The following is a 15,612-nucleotide window of genomic DNA, read 5'->3' on the forward strand; positions in this document are numbered from 1 at the left end:
CGGTTCCTACCGCAGCGCCGTGTGCCATGACCGATCCCCGCATCCTTTCGTTGCAACAGGCCGTGCCCGCGTTGCGTTTGAAGACCGAGCCGGCCGACCTGGAACACTACGGCCGCGACTGGACGCGGCGCTGGGCGCCCAACCCGCTGGCGATCGCCTTGCCCGGTTCGGTGGACGAGGTGCAGGCGGTGCTGCGCTGGGCCAATGCGAACGCGGTTGCGGTGGTGCCTTCGGGCGGGCGCACCGGCTTGTCCGGCGGTGCTGTGGCTGCCAACGGCGAGTTGGTGCTGAGCCTGGAGCGCCTGAACAAGCCGCTGGAGTTCAATGCGGTGGATCGCACGCTCACCGTCCAGGCCGGCATGCCGCTGGAAGCGGTGCACAATGCCGCGCGCGAGCATGGTCTGGTGTATCCGGTGGATTTCGCCGCGCGCGGTTCGTGTTCGATCGGCGGCAATATCGCCACCAATGCCGGCGGCATCCGCGTGATCCGCTACGGCAATACCCGCGACTGGGTCGCCGGCCTGAAGGTGGTCACCGGTGCCGGCGAACTGCTGGAGCTCAACAACGCGCTGGTGAAGAATTCCAGCGGCTACGATTTCCGCCATCTGATGATCGGCTCCGAGGGCACGCTCGGCGTGGTGGTCGAAGCGACATTGCGACTGACCGACCCGCCACCGCCCAGCAACGTGATGCTGCTGGCGCTGCCTTCATTCGAGGTGTTGATGCAGGTGTTTGCCGCGTTCCGCGCGCAGCTGCGGCTGGAGGCGTTCGAGTTCTTCACCGACCGCGCGCTCGAACACGTGCTGGCGCACGGCGCGCAGGCGCCGTTTGCGCAAGTGCATCCGTATTACGTGGTCACCGAATTCGCTGCTGGCGACGAGGCGCAGGAAGCCGCAGCGATGGCGGCATTCGAGACCTGCATGGAGCAGGGCTGGGTCAGCGACGGGGTGATCAGCCAGAGCGATGCGCAGGCCGCGCAACTGTGGCGGCTGCGCGAAGGCATCACCGAAGCGCTGGCGCGCTACACGCCGTACAAGAACGACGTGTCGGTGCGCATCTCGGCGATGCCGGCGTTCCTGGCCGAAACCCAGGCGTTGCTGCACGATGCGTATCCGCATTTCGATGTGGTGTGGTTCGGCCATATCGGCGACGGCAACCTGCATATCAACGTGCTCAAGCCCGACGACACCAGCCAGGCCGATTTCGTGGCGGCCTGCGATCAGGTGACCAAGTTGCTGGCGCAGGCCTTGCAGCGTTTTGGCGGCAGCATCTCTGCCGAACACGGCATCGGCCTGGTCAAGAAGGCCTATCTGTGGAGCACGCGCTCGGCCGAGGAGATCGCCTTGATGCGCGGGATCAAACATGTGCTCGATCCTCATCTTTTGCTGAATCCCGGCAAGCTGTTCGAGATGGACGACGCGCTTGCCGCCACGCGTGCCGGTTAGTCTTTCACCACCTTCACATGGAATCGATACGCCAATGATGCGCTCCCTCGTGTTTTGCGCTTTGACGCTGCTGCCGCTGGCGGCCTTCGCATCCAGCCTGGCCGGAACCTCGGCGGGTGCATCGTCGGCCGGTTCGTCCAATTCCTCCGGCAGCAGTTCCGGCGACGACAAGGTGGTGGCCGACGCACGCGAAGATGCTGCCGGCTTCGTCGCCAGCGATGGCGCGATCCGCGGCGCACGGCTGGAAGCGGCGCTGCTGCAGTTGCGCAGCCGTAGCGATGCGGCGCGGCTGTCCAGCGACCTGGAGCTGGCGCAGTCCATCCTGGCCCAGTGAGTTCTCCTCGCCGGTGCTGGTGGCTGTGGCTGGCCGCAGCGATCGCACCGGCGGCGCAGGCCGAATTACGCATCGATGTCGATCCGCAGGGCCTGTCTGCGGCGCAGATCGACGCCACGCACGCGTTGGTGGAACAGGTGGCGCAGCGTCTGCCGCCGGCCTGGATGCAGCGCATCGACGCACCGATCCAGCTGCAGTGGCGCACGGATTTGCCGGCACACGTGCATGGCCGCGCGATCGGCCGGCGCATCCTGCTTGATCGTGCGTTACTGGAAGCATGGAGCGTGCAGGCGAAAGCTACGCAGACCGACCCCGAGGCACCGGCCACGCGCGCGGCAATGGCCGCCGTGGTGCATGAACTGGCGCATGTGCTGGACCGCGGTGCGCACGGCGGCCTGTCGCGCGACCCGCGGCTGCGCGATCTGGCCGGCTGGCAGGTGCGTCCCTGGCGGATCGGGCGCGGCGCAAACCGGTTCAGCGATCGCAGCCCCGACGATTACGAGCGGCGCAGCCCAGCCGAATTCGTCGCGGTGAATCTCGAACACTACGTGCTTGATGCCGATTATCACTGCCGGCGCCCGGCGCTGGCAGCGTGGTTCGCCGAGCGGGTCGGTGGCATGCCCGATGCAACGCATTGCGAGACGACGCTGCCGTACCTGCAGGCCGATAACGATGCCGGCGCGATGTCACTGCTGGCACTGGATCCAGCGCGTGTGTACGCGGTGGACTACCTGCTGGCCGAGGGAAATGCGCAGCCGATGAGCCGCTGGGGCCACAGCATGCTGCGTCTGGTGATCTGTGCCCCTGGCCGTGCGCCCGGTCCCGATTGCCGTCTGGATCTGCAGTATCACCGCGTGCTGTCGTTCCGCGCCTTCGTCGGCGATGTGCAGATTTCCAGCTGGCGCGGGCTGACCGGTTCGTATCCCTCGCGGCTGTTCGTATTGCCGTTGAATCAAGTCGTGGACGAATACACCAAGGTGGAGCTGCGCGCGCTGTCGTCGGTGCCGCTGACACTGACGCGCGGGGAGATCGCCGCGCTGCTAGCACGCGCCGCGCAGGTGCATTGGAGTTACGACGGCCGCTACTACTTCATCGGCAACAACTGCGCGGTGGAGACCTTCAAGCTCCTGCACGACGGCGTGCCGCGGCTGGCCGCGGCACGGCTGTCGTCGATCACCCCGCGCGGCGTGAGGCAGCGCTTGCAGCGCGCCGGCATCGCCGACATGCAGGTGCTGGACGACCCTGCGCAGGCGATTCGCCAGGGCTATTACTTCGAGTCGGCGGCAGCGCATTACCAGACCATGTTCGAGGTGATCCGCCGCGGCCTGCCGGTGCCGCAGACCAGCGTGGAGCAATGGCTGGACGCGCGCGCGGACGCGCGTGCGCAGTGGTTCGACCGCGGCGGTCTGCGCGAGACCGCTGCAGCGTTGTTGCTGGAACAGGCCGCGTTGCGCCGCCAGGAATTGCTGGCACGCGATGCGCTCAAGCGCCTGCTGACACCCGGCGCGGCCGGGCGTGACTCGGTGCAGGGTCAGCTGCAGTCGCTGTTCGCGCGGCAGGCCCGGCTCAGTCATCCGGCCACGCTATTGGGCAGCGCCGGCTACGGACTGCCGCAAGCAGACGAGCGGCAGGACCTGAGCGCGCGCGTGGCGCAGGAAACCGGCGTACTGGTCGACGGCTGGAAACAACTGCAGGCGCTGGGGCGGCAGCAACTGCCGGCCGACGTCCGCACTGGATTGGAGCAGGGCGAGGCGAATGTGCAGCGCCTGCGCGCACGCCTGCGCGAGCTAGCGCGCGGTGATGCGGCTGCCGACAAACGCCTGCAGCGGTAAGTCCCAGTTCCCGGTGCTCCGGCCAGGGACGACGCATTGCACCAGCTGGCACCTGTCACACCAGCCGGCGCACCTCAGCCAGCCGGTTGCAGATCCGCCTGCACCGAATACTTGCGCAGCCAGTCGCTGACCTGCGCGTTGTTGCGGTACTGCTGCATCAGCTTTGCAAGCCGTGCCGGTGCCGGCGTGCAGAATTGCGCGATCGCCACTTCGATCTCGTGGCGACGATCGGCGTCGTACGGGTCCTCGCCCGCGAAGTGCTCGCAGGTGTCGTAATCCTCCACCAGCGTGCGTACGTCCTCCGGCATGCCGCACAGGCCGGGCGGATGTTGCAGCCACTCCTCGTCCACCTTGGCATCGGTGCAGGCCACCGGCGCAGGTGCGTGCGTGGCTGTCGGCGCCGGGGCTGGTTGCGCCGTGCAGGCGCCCAGCAGCCCCAGCGTCACCACAACGACCAGCTTGCGCATCAGTCGGCGCGGCCCGCGAATTCGCCGGTGGTGGTGTTGACCAGCACGCGCTCACCGTTGGTGATGTACTCGGGCACCATGATTTCCAGGCCGGTATTGAGCTTGGCCGGCTTGGGCCGCTTGGTGGCGGTGCCGCCCTTGAGTTCGGGCGGGGTTTCGACCACTTCCAGCGTCACCGTCTGCGGCAGTTGCACGGCCACCGGCTGGTCGTCGATCACCTGCACGTAGATGCCGGTCAGCCCGTCGATGATGTAGCCGGCATCGGTGCCGATCACGTCCGCATCCAGCGTGTAGGGAGTGAAGTCCTCGTCGTCCATGAACACGAACGCCTCGCCATCCTTGTACGAGAACGTCGACAGGCGACGCAGCAACTCCACTTCCGGCAGGTTGTCGTCGGCGTCGAAGCTGGCGTCCAGCTTGGCGCCACCGGGTACGCTGTACATGATGAAGCGGAAGCGCACGTTGCCACCGCGGCCCTGCGGCGAGCTGCGCTCGATGTCGCGGATCTGGTAAATGCCGCCGTTGTATTCGACGACGTTGCCTTTCTTGATGTCGTTAGCTTTCATGGAATGAGTCAGGGATTGGTGATTTGGGATGAGGGATTGGCAAAGCAGGGCTGGAGCGGGCGGGCAGGGCAGTAGTGCTGTTACGAATCCCCAATCCCGACGCACCAATCCCTGCTACTTGGGCGCCAACCGCACGCCGCCGTCCAGGCGAATCACGTCGCCGTTGAGGTAGCGATTGCGCAGGATGAAGGCGACGGTGTCGGCGTATTCGTCGGGTTGGCCCAGACGCGAGGGAAACGGGATCGCCGCGGCCAGCGATTGCTGCACCGCCTCGGGCATGCCGTCCACCATCGGGGTCCAGAACACGCCCGGCGCGATCGTCATCACGCGGATGCCGAAGCGCGCCAGCTCGCGCGCCATCGGCAAGGTCATGCCGACCACGCCCGCCTTGCTGGCGGCATAGGCGGCCTGGCCGATCTGGCCTTCGTAGGCCGCCACCGAGGCGGTGTTGATGATCACACCGCGCTCGCCGTCGTCGCCGGCGCTGTTGTGCTGCATCACATCGGCCGCGGCCTTGGCGACATTGAAGCTGCCGACCAGGTTGACCAGCACGGTGGTACGAAAGGTCGCCAGCGGCATCGGCGCTTCCTTGCCGAGCACGCGGCCCGAGCCCAGGATGCCGGCGCAGTTCACCGCCAGGTTGAGCCCGCCCAGCGCCTGCGCGGCCTGCGCCACGTTGGCGGCGACCTGCGCCTCGTCGGTGACATCGGTGGCGAAATACTGCGCGTTGCCGTCACCGAGCAGCGCCAGCGCCGCCTCGGCCTTGTCGGCGTTGACGTCGAACAGGGCGACCTTGCCGCCGTCGGCCACGATGCGCTGCGCCACGGCCAGGCCCAGGCCGGACACGCCGCCGGTGACGATGGCAAGAACAGAAGAAGGCTGCATGCGGTGGTTCCTTGGAAATCCTGGAAGCCGGTGGATGCCGGCAGGCGAACGGGTGACGGCGCAGCCGGCGATTCTAGCCGAAGCGTCCGTGTGACCGCCCTGGAAGATGTGCGGGTGCGGCGGCGTGCGGGACTGAAATCTCAGCCGGCCGCCGCCAAGGCCTTGCCGACCTTGCTGCCGGTCTCGCGGCCCAGCAACTGCGCCAGCCAGCGGCCGGTACGGGCGAGGGCAGGCAGGTCGATGCCGGTCGACATGCCCAGCCCATGCAGCAGATACACCACGTCTTCGCTAGCCACATTGCCGCTGGCGCCCTTGGCGTAGGGGCAGCCGCCGGCACCGGACACCGCCGCATCGACCACGCGCACGCCTTGCTCCAGGCAGGCGGCGATGTTGGCCAGCGCCTGGCCGTAGGTGTCGTGGAAGTGCACGGCCAATGCCGGCATCGGGACCGCCTGCGCCACCGCGGCCAGCATCTGGCGTGCCTTGGCCGGGGTGCCGACGCCGATGGTGTCGCCCAGCGAAATCTCGTAGCAGCCCAGTGCGTACAGCCGTTGCGCGACACCGACCACGTCGGCCACCGGCACCTCGCCCTGATACGGGCAGCCCAGCACGGTGGAGACATAACCACGCACGCGCACGCCGTCGAGCGCGGCCTGTTCCAGGATCGGCCGAAAGCGCGCGATCGATTCGTCGATGCCGGCGTTGGTATTGGTGCGATTGAAGGCCTCCGACGCCGCGGTGAACACCGCCACCTCCTGTGCACCGGCGGCGCGTGCGCGCGCATAGCCCTGCAGGTTCGGCACCAGCACCGGATAGGCGATGCTCGGCGCCTGGGTGATGCCGGCAAACACCTCGGCCGCATCGGCCAGCTGCGGCACCCAGCGCGGGCTGACGAAGCTGGTCGCCTCGATGCTGCGCAGCCCGGTCGCGGAGAGTTGATCGATCAAGGCGATCTTGTCGGCGGTGGCGATCGGCGTCGCTTCGTTCTGCAGGCCATCGCGCGGGCCGACCTCGACAATGCGGACGAAGTCGCTCACGCCGCGCCCTCCGGCACCCAGGCCGGGCTGCGCTTGTCGAGGAAGGCTCCCAGGCCTTCCTGACCTTCCGGGGAAACGCGCAGGCGTGCGATCCACGCGGCATTGGCAGCGTCGATGGCATCGCGGTCGATCGGCGGCAGCACCGCGCGTACCAGCGCCTTGGCGCTGGCCGCGGCCAATGGCGCTGCCGCCAGCAACAGGCGGACCTGGCGCTCCACCGCGATATCCAGTTGGTCGGCGGCCACCAGTTGATGCAACAGGCCCAGCAGCTGCGCGGTGGCCGCGTCGAAGATCTCGGCAGTGGCGAACCAGCGCCGTGCCTGGCGCGCGCCGATCGCGGCGATCACATACGGCGAAATCACCGCCGGCAGCAGGCCGAGCTTGCTCTCGGTCAGCCCGAAGCGCGCCTCGGTGCAGCCGATGGCGATATCGCAGCACGCCACCAGGCCCACGCCGCCGCCGAATGCCGCGCCGTTGACGCGCGCGATGGTCGGCTTGGGCAACTCGTCCAGCGTGCGCATCAAGCGCGCCAGGGCGAGTGCATCGGCCGCGTTTTCGGCCTCGCTGGCACCGGCCATGCCGCGCATCCAGTTCAGGTCGGCGCCCGCGGAGAACGCAGCGCCGGCACCGGTGATCACGACGACGCGGATCTGCGCTGCCCGGCCGGCCTGCTGCAAGGCGTCGGTGAGCGCGCCGATCAAGGTCGCATCGAAGGCGTTGTGCACCGCTGGGCGGTTCAGTCGCAACGTGCGGACCGCTCCCTGGTCCTCCACGATCAAGCCGGTGTCCTGCATTGCGTCAACGTCCATGAATGGGATGCGAACCATGATAGCGGCACGGGTCGGCTGAGCCATGACGCGGTGCGTCGATGCTAGAATTGAGAACCATTCCTAACAATCAGGCCGTCTTTGTGACGCTGTCCGACATGCCCTTGCATCGCGCCGCCATCGTGGATTCCGTGGAGGATCGCCTCCCCAACGACACGATCGCCCGGCGTCTGCGCGAACTGGGTTTTGTCGCCGGCGAAGAAGTCACGGTGCTGGCGACCGGGCCGGTCGGGCGCGAACCGCTGCTGGTACAGGTCGGTTACACCCGGTTCGCCCTGCGCCGCAGCGAGGCCGCACGCGTGCAGGTGCGCGTCGATGGAGCACAGGCATGAGCGCGGCGAGCGTCCCGTTGCGGCTGGCGCTGGTGGGCAATCCCAACAGCGGCAAGACCGCACTGTTCAATCAGCTGACCGGCAGCCGGCAGAAGGTCGCCAACTACACCGGCGTCACCGTCGAACGCAAGGAAGGGCAGTTCCGTGCGCCATCCGGGCGCGACTTCGCGGTGCTGGATCTGCCCGGCGCCTATAGCCTGCAGCCGGCCAGCCTGGACGAGGCGATCACCCGCGACCTGTGCCGTGGCTTCTATCCCGGCGAACCAGCACCGGACGTGCTGGTCTGCGTGATGGATGCGACCAACCTGCGCCTGCACCTGCGCTTTGCGCTGGAGCTGCGCGAGCTGGGTCGGCCGATGATCGTGGCCTTGAACATGGTCGACGCCGCGCAACGACGCGGCATCGTCATCGACCTGCCTGCGCTGGAACAGGCGCTCGGGGTACCGGTGGTGGAAACGGTGGCGGTACGCCGCGGCGGTGCCAGGGCGCTGGTCGAGCGCATCGACGCGCAGGCCGCGCGCCTGGCGGCACCGAGCGCCACGCCGCCTGCCGATGGCAACTACCATGCGCAGGTGCGACAGATCCTGAGTGCGGCTGTGACCATGCCGACGCGGACCTCGCGCGTGGACGATGCGCTGGACCGCTGGCTGCTGCACCCGCTCTGGGGGCTGGTCACGCTGGCGGTGGTGATGTTCCTGATCTTCCAGGCGGTGTATGCCTGGGCCAACCCAGTGATGGACCTGATCGATGCCGGCACTGCGATGCTGGGCGATTGGGCAGGCACCACGCTGCCGGAGGGCCCGCTCAACAGCCTGCTCAAGGACGGCATCATCACCGGCCTGGGCGGGGTGATCAAATTCCTGCCGCAGATCCTGATCCTGTTCGCCTTCATCCTGGCGCTGGAGGAGTCCGGCTACCTGCCGCGCGCGGCCTTCCTGCTCGACCGCATGATGTCTGCCGCCGGCTTGTCCGGGCGCTCGTTCATCCCGTTGCTGTCGAGCTTTGCCTGTGCGGTGCCGGGCATCATGTCCACCCGCAGCATCCAGGACCCGCGCGACCGGCTCGCCACCATCATGGTCGCGCCATTGATGACGTGTTCGGCGCGCCTGCCGGTGTATGCCTTGCTGATCGGCGCCTTCATCCCGCAGAAGACCGTGTGGGGCATCTTCAACCAGCAGGGCCTGATCCTGTTCGGGTTGTATGCCGCGGCCATCGTCAGTGCGCTGCTGGTGTCGTGGACAATGAAGAAGTGGCGCCGCGACAAGAGCGAGCATCCGCTGATGCTGGAGCTGCCGTCCTATCGCCTGCCGCATCTGCCCGACCTGGCGCTGGGGCTGTGGGAGCGTGCGCTGATCTTCCTCAAGCGCGTCGGCGGCATCATTCTGGCCCTGACCATCCTGCTGTGGTTCCTGCTGTCGTTCCCGGCCGCGCCGGCCGACGCCACCTTGCCGGCGATCGATTACAGCTTCGCCGGGCGCATCGGCCATGCGATGGCGATCTTCTTCGCGCCGCTGGGCTTTAACTGGCAGATCTGCATCGCGCTGATCCCCGGCCTGGCCGCGCGCGAAGTGGCGGTGGCCTCGCTGGCAACCGTCTACGCGCTGTCGGCTGCCGACGACGATGCCGCGGCGCAGGCCTTGTCGCCGCTGATCAGTGATGGCTGGTCGCTGGCCACCGCGCTGTCGCTGCTGGTCTGGTACATCTACGCGCCGATGTGCATCTCCACGCTGGCCACGATCAAGCGCGAAACCAACTCGTGGAAGCAAATGACGGTCAGCGCGGTGTACCTGTTCGCGCTGGCCTACCTGGCCTCGCTGGTGACCTACCAGCTGGCCGTGCTGCTGGGAGCCGGCTGAAGTGGATCTGTCGCTTACGCTGCAATACCTGGTCATCGCGCTGGCGGTGTTGCTCAGCCTGTGGGTGGTGATGAAGAAGCAATTTCCCGGCACGCTGCGGCGTCTGCGTGGCGCAGTGGCGATCGGCCTGCTGCGCGATGGGCGGCCTGCGTGGATGCGGGCGCTGGGCCGCCGCGTGGCGCCGCCGGCGGCGCAGAACGCCGCGGCCTGCGGTGGCTGCGACAGCTGCGGACCGGCGCCGCCACGTCGTCACTGATCCATCGCATCCCTTACACTTGCGCGGCCGCAGGACGCGGCGGTGCAGGGGACACAGATGCGGTTGTTGGTGTTATTGGCAATCCTGGCGGCGGTTGCCGGCATTTATAACTACGGTGGCAACGCGCTGGACGAAGCGCAGGTGCGCGATTTCTACGCCGCGCACGACAAGGCCATGCTCGGTCAGGACGGCGAAGCGCTGTGTACGATGACCGCGCCGACGTTCGAAATGGTGGTGCTGTACCGCATGGATTCGCACCAGAAGCGGCAGACCACCACGCGCGAGCAGTACTGCAAGTCCAATGGCGAATGGGCGCAGGTGCTGCGTCAGATGCGTCATGTGGCCAACCCGGAAGAGGTGATCGACTACAAGCAGTCGATCACCAAGATCGAGATTGCTGCCGATGAGGCCTCGGCCATGGTCGAGACGCGCGCCACGCTCGGCTTGCCGGGCTTGCGCATGACCTTCCGCTCGCGCGACAAGCTGGTTCGCAAGCGCTGGAAGACCTTGATCGAACGCAGCGAAGGCACTGCGTGGGTCGGCCCGGCGTACGACTGAACGCCGTTGGCACGATTGCCGCCGCATTGTCGTGCCGGCGCCATCGATGCGCAGAAGGGCGGCCTGTGATCGGTACGCGCTGCCCTGGCTCGCGGCCCAGCCGATTTGCGCAGGTAACCCGCGTCGACGACAGAAGCCGGTGACCATCCTGGGCGAGGGGATGCGCGTGTAGCGATTGCCTTGCCGGCTGGCATCGACGCCAGTGCATCGGCATCACTGTAGCGGGTGTTCGTTAGCGCCGCTGCAACCCAGGCGAGCGTCGTGACGCGTGGCAATGATCGGTGCAGCAGCAACACTGTCACTAGCCGAGTCGCGTCGTCGACGCTGCAGTGCACAGCGCGTCGGCCACGGGCCTTCGCTATGCTTGCGCGATGACGACCTCCTTCCAGATCTCCCGACGTGCGCAGGCGCTGACAAGTTCGGCGATTCGCGAAATCCTCAAGGTGACCGAGCGGCCGGAGGTGATTTCCTTCGCCGGCGGGCTGCCGTCGCCGGCCACCTTTCCGGTGGAGCGCATGCGCGCGGCCAGCGATCAGGTGCTGCGCGATGCGCCGCAGGCCGCGCTGCAATACGGCCCCACCGAAGGCTATGCGCTGCTGCGCGAATGGGTGGCCGCACGCCTGAGCCGCGACGGCGCCAGCATCCGGCCCAGCCAGGTGTTGATCACCACCGGCTCGCAGCAGGGCCTGGACCTGCTCGGCAAGGTCTTCATCGACGAAGGCAGCAAGGTGCTGGTGGAAACGCCGAGCTACCTGGGCGCGCTGCAGGCGTTCTCGCTGTTCCAGCCGAGCTTCGTCGGCATGCCCTCGGACGAGGACGGAGTGGTGGTGGACGCGCTGGATCCAGCAGTGCTGGCCGATGCGCGCTTTCTGTATTGCCTGCCGAACTTCCAGAACCCCACCGGTCGCCGGCTGCCGCTGGCGCGCCGTCAGGCCCTGGTGGCGCGGGCGGCGGAGGCGGGTGTGCCGATCGTCGAAGACGACCCGTATGGCGAGCTGTATTACAGCGGCCAGCCGCTGCCGAGCCTGCTGTCGCTCAACCCGGAGGGCGTGATCTACATGGGCTCGTTCTCCAAGGTGCTCGCGCCCGGGTTGCGGCTGGGCTACGTGGTCGCGCCCGAAGCGGTGCTGGGCAAGCTGATCCAGGCCAAGCAGGCGGCCGATCTGCATACGCCCTCGTTCACCCAGCGCGTGGTCCACCAGACGTTGCAGGACGATTTCCTGGACACGCACATTCCGCAGATCCGCGCGCTGTATGCGCGTCAATGCAGCCTGATGCTGGAGGCACTGGATCGGCATTTCCCGCCCCAGGTGCAATGGAATCGCCCCGAAGGCGGCATGTTCCTGTGGGTGACCCTGCCACCCGGGCTGGACGGCACCGCGCTGCTGGCGCGGGCGATCGCGCGCAATGTGGCGTTCGTGCCGGGCGCGCCGTTCTACGCCACCTTGCCGCAGGTCAATACCTTGCGGCTGTCGTTTGTCACCGTGCCTGGCGACAGGATCGACGCCGGCATCCAGGTCCTGGGCGAGGTGCTGCGCGAGGCGCTGGCCGAATTGCCCGGGCAGGGCGCGTGAGCACGCAGGCCGCTGGCGTGCAGGCGCCTGCGCCTGCGCTTGCGATCACCATCGACAGCGTCGCGATCGGTATCGCACGCGACTTCACCCGGCCCGGTAGCCGCAGCGCGATCGACAAGCGGGCGGTGGACGGCAGGGTGCACGTCGGTCCCGACGGTCTGCACGGCGACGAGCAGGGCGACCGGCGTGTGCATGGCGGGCCGGACAAGGCGATCCACCATTATCCACGCGATCACTACGCCGCCTGGCGGACCGAGCTCGGTGCACATGCGTTGCTGGAGACGGCCGGCGCATTCGGCGAGAACCTGAGCAGCCTCGGCCTTACCGAAGCCGAGGTCTGCCTGGGCGATCGCTTTGCGTTGGGTACGGCAGTGGTGGAAGTGTCGCAGCTGCGTCAGCCATGCTGGAAGCTGTCCGACCGTTTCGGCGTGCGCGACATGGCGCGCCGCGTGCAGGACACCGGCCGCACCGGTTGGTATTACCGCGTGCTGCAGTCCGGCGACGTTGCGGCCGGCGACATGCTGACACTGCAGCAGCGACCGCATCCGCAATGGACGCTGTTGCGCCTGCAACAGCTGCTGTATGCGCGCGATGTCGATGTCGCCGCCATTACCGAGGTGCTGCAACTGCCGCTGGTGCCGTCATGGCAGGCGCTGTTCGAACGCCGCCTGCAACGCCGCGAAATAGAGAGCTGGAGCAAGCGCCTGCACGGCGCAGGCGACTGAGAGCCGCCAACACCATCGCGCGCGATCAAAGGCCGCAGCCGCGCTAGCTGCAGGGCTGAGATTCGGGAGTCGGGATTGGGGAATCGCGGTCACGAAGTCGGCAAACGCCACCTTCCAAGCGCCGCCATGATGGCCGTATGCCATGCGTCCTCATCGTCCTTACCAACGTGCAGTGGCGCAGCCCTTACCAACCCATGGCCGCTCGCGACGTTGTATGCCAACCACCACGCGCACCCCACGGACGCCACCAAGCCAAAGCGCCACAGCACGTAAAACGCGCACACCCGCATCCGCTCTCACGAGTCCCTGATCCCGATTCCCGGCTTTAACGACTCCCCAATCCCGACTCCCCAATCCCAGCTTTTACGATTCCCGATTCCCGATTCCCGATTCCCAGCTATCTTGTACAACCCCATCGCCCAGCTAGGCCTGCCGCCATGACACCGTCTCCTGTGAAAGTTCTGATCCACGGCGCCTCCGGGCGGATGGGCAAGGCGTTGCTGCGCCTGGCTGCCGAAGACGAGGCGCTGCACGTCGTCGGTGCGGTGGTGGGGCGCTCGCCTTCGCAGCGCGTGGTGGACGGCGTGCCGTACTTTGCCGCCAGCGAACTCGGCGGTGCGCCGGCCTTCGATGTGGCAATCGACTTCAGCCTGCCGCAGGGCTTCGCACCGATCCTGGCGCTGTGCGCGCAGCGCGGCAAACCGCTGGTGTCCGGCACCACCGGTCTGGATGAGGCGCAGCGCGCCGCGTTGCTGGAGGCCGCGCAACAGATCCCGTTGGTGTGGGCGTCCAATTTCAGCCTGGGCGTTGCGGTGCTGACCGAACTGGTGGAGCGTGCCGCCGGCAGCCTGCCGGGCTGGGATTGCGACATCGTCGAGGCGCATCACGTGCACAAGCAGGACGCACCCTCCGGGACCGCACTGACGCTGGGGGAGGCGGCCACCGGCAGCGGCGCGCAGCCGCGCTTTGCCAGCCTGCGCGCCGGCGACATCGTCGGCGAGCACACGGTGCAGTTCACCGGGCTGGGCGAGCGGGTGGAGCTGGTGCACCGCGCCACCAACCGCGACATCTTCGCGCGCGGTGCCCTGCATGCGGCCAAGCGGTTGCTCGGCAAGCCGGCCGGCAGCTATCGCGTGCGCGATCTGGTGCTGTAAGCCGGCGCGTCGCCGCGCATGAATGGCGAGTGATCGCGGTGGCGCATTCATCCCGCCATTGCGATGCCACCGCGGCGACCGGTGTTCTCCAGGCTGGCATGCCGGGGCACTTGCCTTTACAATTCTCGCTTGCCCGAACCAGCGTCGGACCGGTCCTCAGCACCGCGTCCGCGCTTTGCTGCAACCGGAATTTGGCCGGAAGCGCATCGGAGTCCCAGGCAGCCAGAGCGAGACCCCCACGTGACCCAACCCGCAATCCTTGTCCTCGAAGACGGCACCGTGTTCGAGGGCGAATCCGTAGGCGCCAACGGGCTTTCCGTCGGCGAAGTGGTGTTCAACACCGCCATGACCGGTTACCAGGAAGTCCTGACCGATCCCTCCTACGCCCGCCAGATGGTCACGCTGACCTATCCGCATATCGGCAACACCGGCTTTACCGATCAGGATGACGAGGCCAGCAAGATCTGGGCGGCCGGCCTGATCGTGCGCGACGTGCCGCGTCGCCCCAGCAGCTGGCGCAGCGAAGTCGCACTGCCGGAGTGGCTGCAGGCCCGCGGTGTGGTGGCCATTTCCGGCATCGACACCCGCAAGCTGACCCGCCTGTTGCGGCAGAAGGGCGCCCAGAACGGCGCACTGATGGCCGGCGAGATCGATGTCGCCAAGGCGCTGGAAGCCGCGCGCAGCTTCCCCGGCCTGAAGGGCATGGACCTGGCCAAGGTGGTTTCCACCGAGACCAGTTACAGCTGGCAGGAAGGCTCGCTGGATCTGAATTCCGACACCTTCGTGCGCGCCGAGCTGAAGCACAAGGTTGTTGCTTACGATTACGGCGTCAAGCTCAACATCCTGCGCATGCTGGCCGACCGTGGGTGCGACGTCACCGTGGTGCCGGCACGCACGCCGGTGGCCGAGGTGCTGGCGATGAATCCGGACGGCGTGTTCCTGTCCAACGGCCCGGGCGACCCGGAGCCCTGCGATTACGCCATCAGCGCCATCCAGGAACTGATCGCCAGGCAGGTGCCCACCTTCGGCATCTGTCTGGGCCATCAGCTGCTGGCGCTGGCCGCCGGCGCCAGCACGGTCAAGATGACCACCGGCCATCACGGCGCCAACCATCCGGTGCAGGATCTGGACGGCGGACGGGTGATGATCACCTCGCAGAACCATGGCTTTGCGGTCGACGAAAGCACGCTGCCGGCCAATGTGCGGGTGACCCATCGGTCACTATTCGATGGCACCAATCAGGGCATCGCGCTGACCGACGCACCGGCGTTCTCGTTCCAGGGCCACCCGGAAGCCTCGCCGGGGCCGCGCGATGTGGGGCCGTTGTTCGACCGGTTCGTGGAGTTGATGGCCAAGGATGCCAAGCGCGCATGAGCGCTCGTTTGATGGGTGTGCTGATCGTGCTGATGGGCGTTGCGCTGACGTATTGGGGCGTGTGGATGCCGCTGGAGCAGGCACGCGCTGGTGCACAGTCGATCACGCTGCATGGCGGCATGAAGCTGGCCTTGCTGGTGCCGATGTGCTTCGTTTTCGGCGTCGGCTATGTGGTTGGAGGGGGATCCTTTCACCATCGCATGCAGAACACCGACCCGGACAAGGTACGCCGTTGGGGCAAGACCTCAGGGATCGGCTGGCTGCTGATCCTGGGCAGCTTTGCCGCGTCCTTCGGGCTGTATCAATGGATGCAGCACACCCTGCGCGCCCTGGGCTATGGATCTGCCGGATGAACCCGGCGTTCGACTCTGCCGAGTCGATGCACTATCA

17 protein-coding genes are annotated in these 15,612 nt (G+C 67.2%); 12 read left to right on the forward strand and 5 right to left on the reverse strand.

Annotated features, from left to right (window positions below):
* Positions 1-26: 26 nt before the first annotated feature.
* From AC1PLS_RS09625 to AC1PLS_RS09635, 3 genes are read left to right on the forward strand one after another with little or no spacing between them, the layout of a single operon-like run.
* A complete protein-coding gene (locus tag AC1PLS_RS09625) occupies positions 27-1,445 on the forward strand; it encodes an FAD-binding oxidoreductase (RefSeq protein WP_481104422.1) in 1,419 nt (472 codons plus the stop codon).
* Between the two features lie 34 nt (positions 1,446-1,479).
* A complete protein-coding gene (locus AC1PLS_RS09630; protein ID WP_024937732.1) occupies positions 1,480-1,779 on the forward strand; it encodes a DUF2388 domain-containing protein in 300 nt (99 codons plus the stop codon).
* The gene (locus tag AC1PLS_RS09635; RefSeq protein ID WP_481104423.1) at positions 1,776-3,611 is read left to right on the forward strand and encodes a DUF7844 domain-containing protein; all 1,836 of its coding nucleotides are present in this window, start codon (positions 1,776-1,778) and stop codon (positions 3,609-3,611) included. The genes AC1PLS_RS09630 and AC1PLS_RS09635 overlap by 4 nt, the downstream gene beginning before the upstream one ends.
* 74 nt (positions 3,612-3,685) lie before the next feature.
* Here the strand turns inward: AC1PLS_RS09635 and AC1PLS_RS09640 are convergent, their stop codons facing one another.
* From AC1PLS_RS09640 to AC1PLS_RS09660, 5 genes are all read right to left on the reverse strand, one after another.
* Positions 3,686-4,078 (reverse strand): hypothetical protein, encoded by a 393-nt coding sequence (locus AC1PLS_RS09640; RefSeq protein WP_102257038.1) that lies wholly within the window; start codon positions 4,076-4,078, stop codon positions 3,686-3,688.
* Positions 4,078-4,644 (reverse strand): elongation factor P-like protein YeiP, encoded by a 567-nt coding sequence (gene yeiP, locus AC1PLS_RS09645; protein ID WP_016904354.1) that lies wholly within the window; start codon positions 4,642-4,644, stop codon positions 4,078-4,080. Before yeiP ends, AC1PLS_RS09640 begins: the two co-directional genes overlap by 1 nt.
* A gap of 114 nt (positions 4,645-4,758) precedes the next feature.
* A complete protein-coding gene (locus tag AC1PLS_RS09650; protein ID WP_481104424.1) occupies positions 4,759-5,529 on the reverse strand; it encodes an SDR family oxidoreductase in 771 nt (256 codons plus the stop codon).
* A 140-nt stretch (positions 5,530-5,669) separates the two neighbouring features.
* Positions 5,670-6,566: a hydroxymethylglutaryl-CoA lyase gene (locus tag AC1PLS_RS09655; RefSeq protein WP_481104425.1), complete on the reverse strand. Its 897-nt coding sequence runs from the start codon at positions 6,564-6,566 to the stop codon at positions 5,670-5,672.
* Positions 6,563-7,360 carry an enoyl-CoA hydratase-related protein gene (locus AC1PLS_RS09660; RefSeq protein WP_126966417.1) on the reverse strand — a complete coding sequence of 266 codons (798 nt, stop codon included), beginning with the start codon at positions 7,358-7,360 and terminating at the stop codon, positions 6,563-6,565. Before AC1PLS_RS09660 ends, AC1PLS_RS09655 begins: the two co-directional genes overlap by 4 nt.
* Positions 7,361-7,476: 116 nt before the next feature.
* On the opposite strand from AC1PLS_RS09660, the gene AC1PLS_RS09665 reads away from it, so the two are divergent.
* The 9 genes from AC1PLS_RS09665 to AC1PLS_RS09705 all read left to right on the forward strand — a co-directional run bounded on the left by AC1PLS_RS09665 (position 7,477) and on the right by AC1PLS_RS09705 (position 15,575).
* Entirely contained in the window at positions 7,477-7,725 is a 249-nt protein-coding gene (locus AC1PLS_RS09665; RefSeq protein WP_016904358.1) for a FeoA family protein, read from the forward strand.
* The gene (gene feoB / locus AC1PLS_RS09670; RefSeq protein WP_065032252.1) at positions 7,722-9,581 is read left to right on the forward strand and encodes a ferrous iron transporter B; all 1,860 of its coding nucleotides are present in this window, start codon (positions 7,722-7,724) and stop codon (positions 9,579-9,581) included. Before AC1PLS_RS09665 ends, feoB begins: the two co-directional genes overlap by 4 nt.
* A gap of 1 nt (position 9,582) precedes the next feature.
* A complete protein-coding gene (locus AC1PLS_RS09675) occupies positions 9,583-9,837 on the forward strand; it encodes a DUF6587 family protein (RefSeq protein ID WP_039521380.1) in 255 nt (84 codons plus the stop codon).
* 57 nt (positions 9,838-9,894) lie between these two features.
* On the forward strand, positions 9,895-10,395 hold the full coding sequence (locus AC1PLS_RS09680; protein WP_046342454.1) for a hypothetical protein: 501 nt from the start codon (positions 9,895-9,897) through the stop codon (positions 10,393-10,395).
* 371 nt (positions 10,396-10,766) lie between these two features.
* Entirely contained in the window at positions 10,767-11,969 is a 1,203-nt protein-coding gene (locus AC1PLS_RS09685; protein ID WP_481104426.1) for an aminotransferase-like domain-containing protein, read from the forward strand.
* A gap of 17 nt (positions 11,970-11,986) precedes the next feature.
* The gene (locus tag AC1PLS_RS09690) at positions 11,987-12,694 is read left to right on the forward strand and encodes an MOSC domain-containing protein (protein WP_481104489.1); all 708 of its coding nucleotides are present in this window, start codon (positions 11,987-11,989) and stop codon (positions 12,692-12,694) included.
* A 437-nt stretch (positions 12,695-13,131) separates the two neighbouring features.
* On the forward strand, positions 13,132-13,848 hold the full coding sequence (gene dapB, locus AC1PLS_RS09695; protein WP_039521385.1) for a 4-hydroxy-tetrahydrodipicolinate reductase: 717 nt from the start codon (positions 13,132-13,134) through the stop codon (positions 13,846-13,848).
* A 240-nt stretch (positions 13,849-14,088) separates the two neighbouring features.
* The gene (gene carA, locus AC1PLS_RS09700; protein WP_024937723.1) at positions 14,089-15,222 is read left to right on the forward strand and encodes a glutamine-hydrolyzing carbamoyl-phosphate synthase small subunit; all 1,134 of its coding nucleotides are present in this window, start codon (positions 14,089-14,091) and stop codon (positions 15,220-15,222) included.
* The gene (locus AC1PLS_RS09705; RefSeq protein WP_065032247.1) at positions 15,219-15,575 is read left to right on the forward strand and encodes a hypothetical protein; all 357 of its coding nucleotides are present in this window, start codon (positions 15,219-15,221) and stop codon (positions 15,573-15,575) included. The genes carA and AC1PLS_RS09705 overlap by 4 nt, the downstream gene beginning before the upstream one ends.
* Positions 15,576-15,612: the final 37 nt, after the last annotated feature.

The sequence above is a fragment of the Xanthomonas sp. NCPPB 3218 genome (assembly GCF_056725185.1).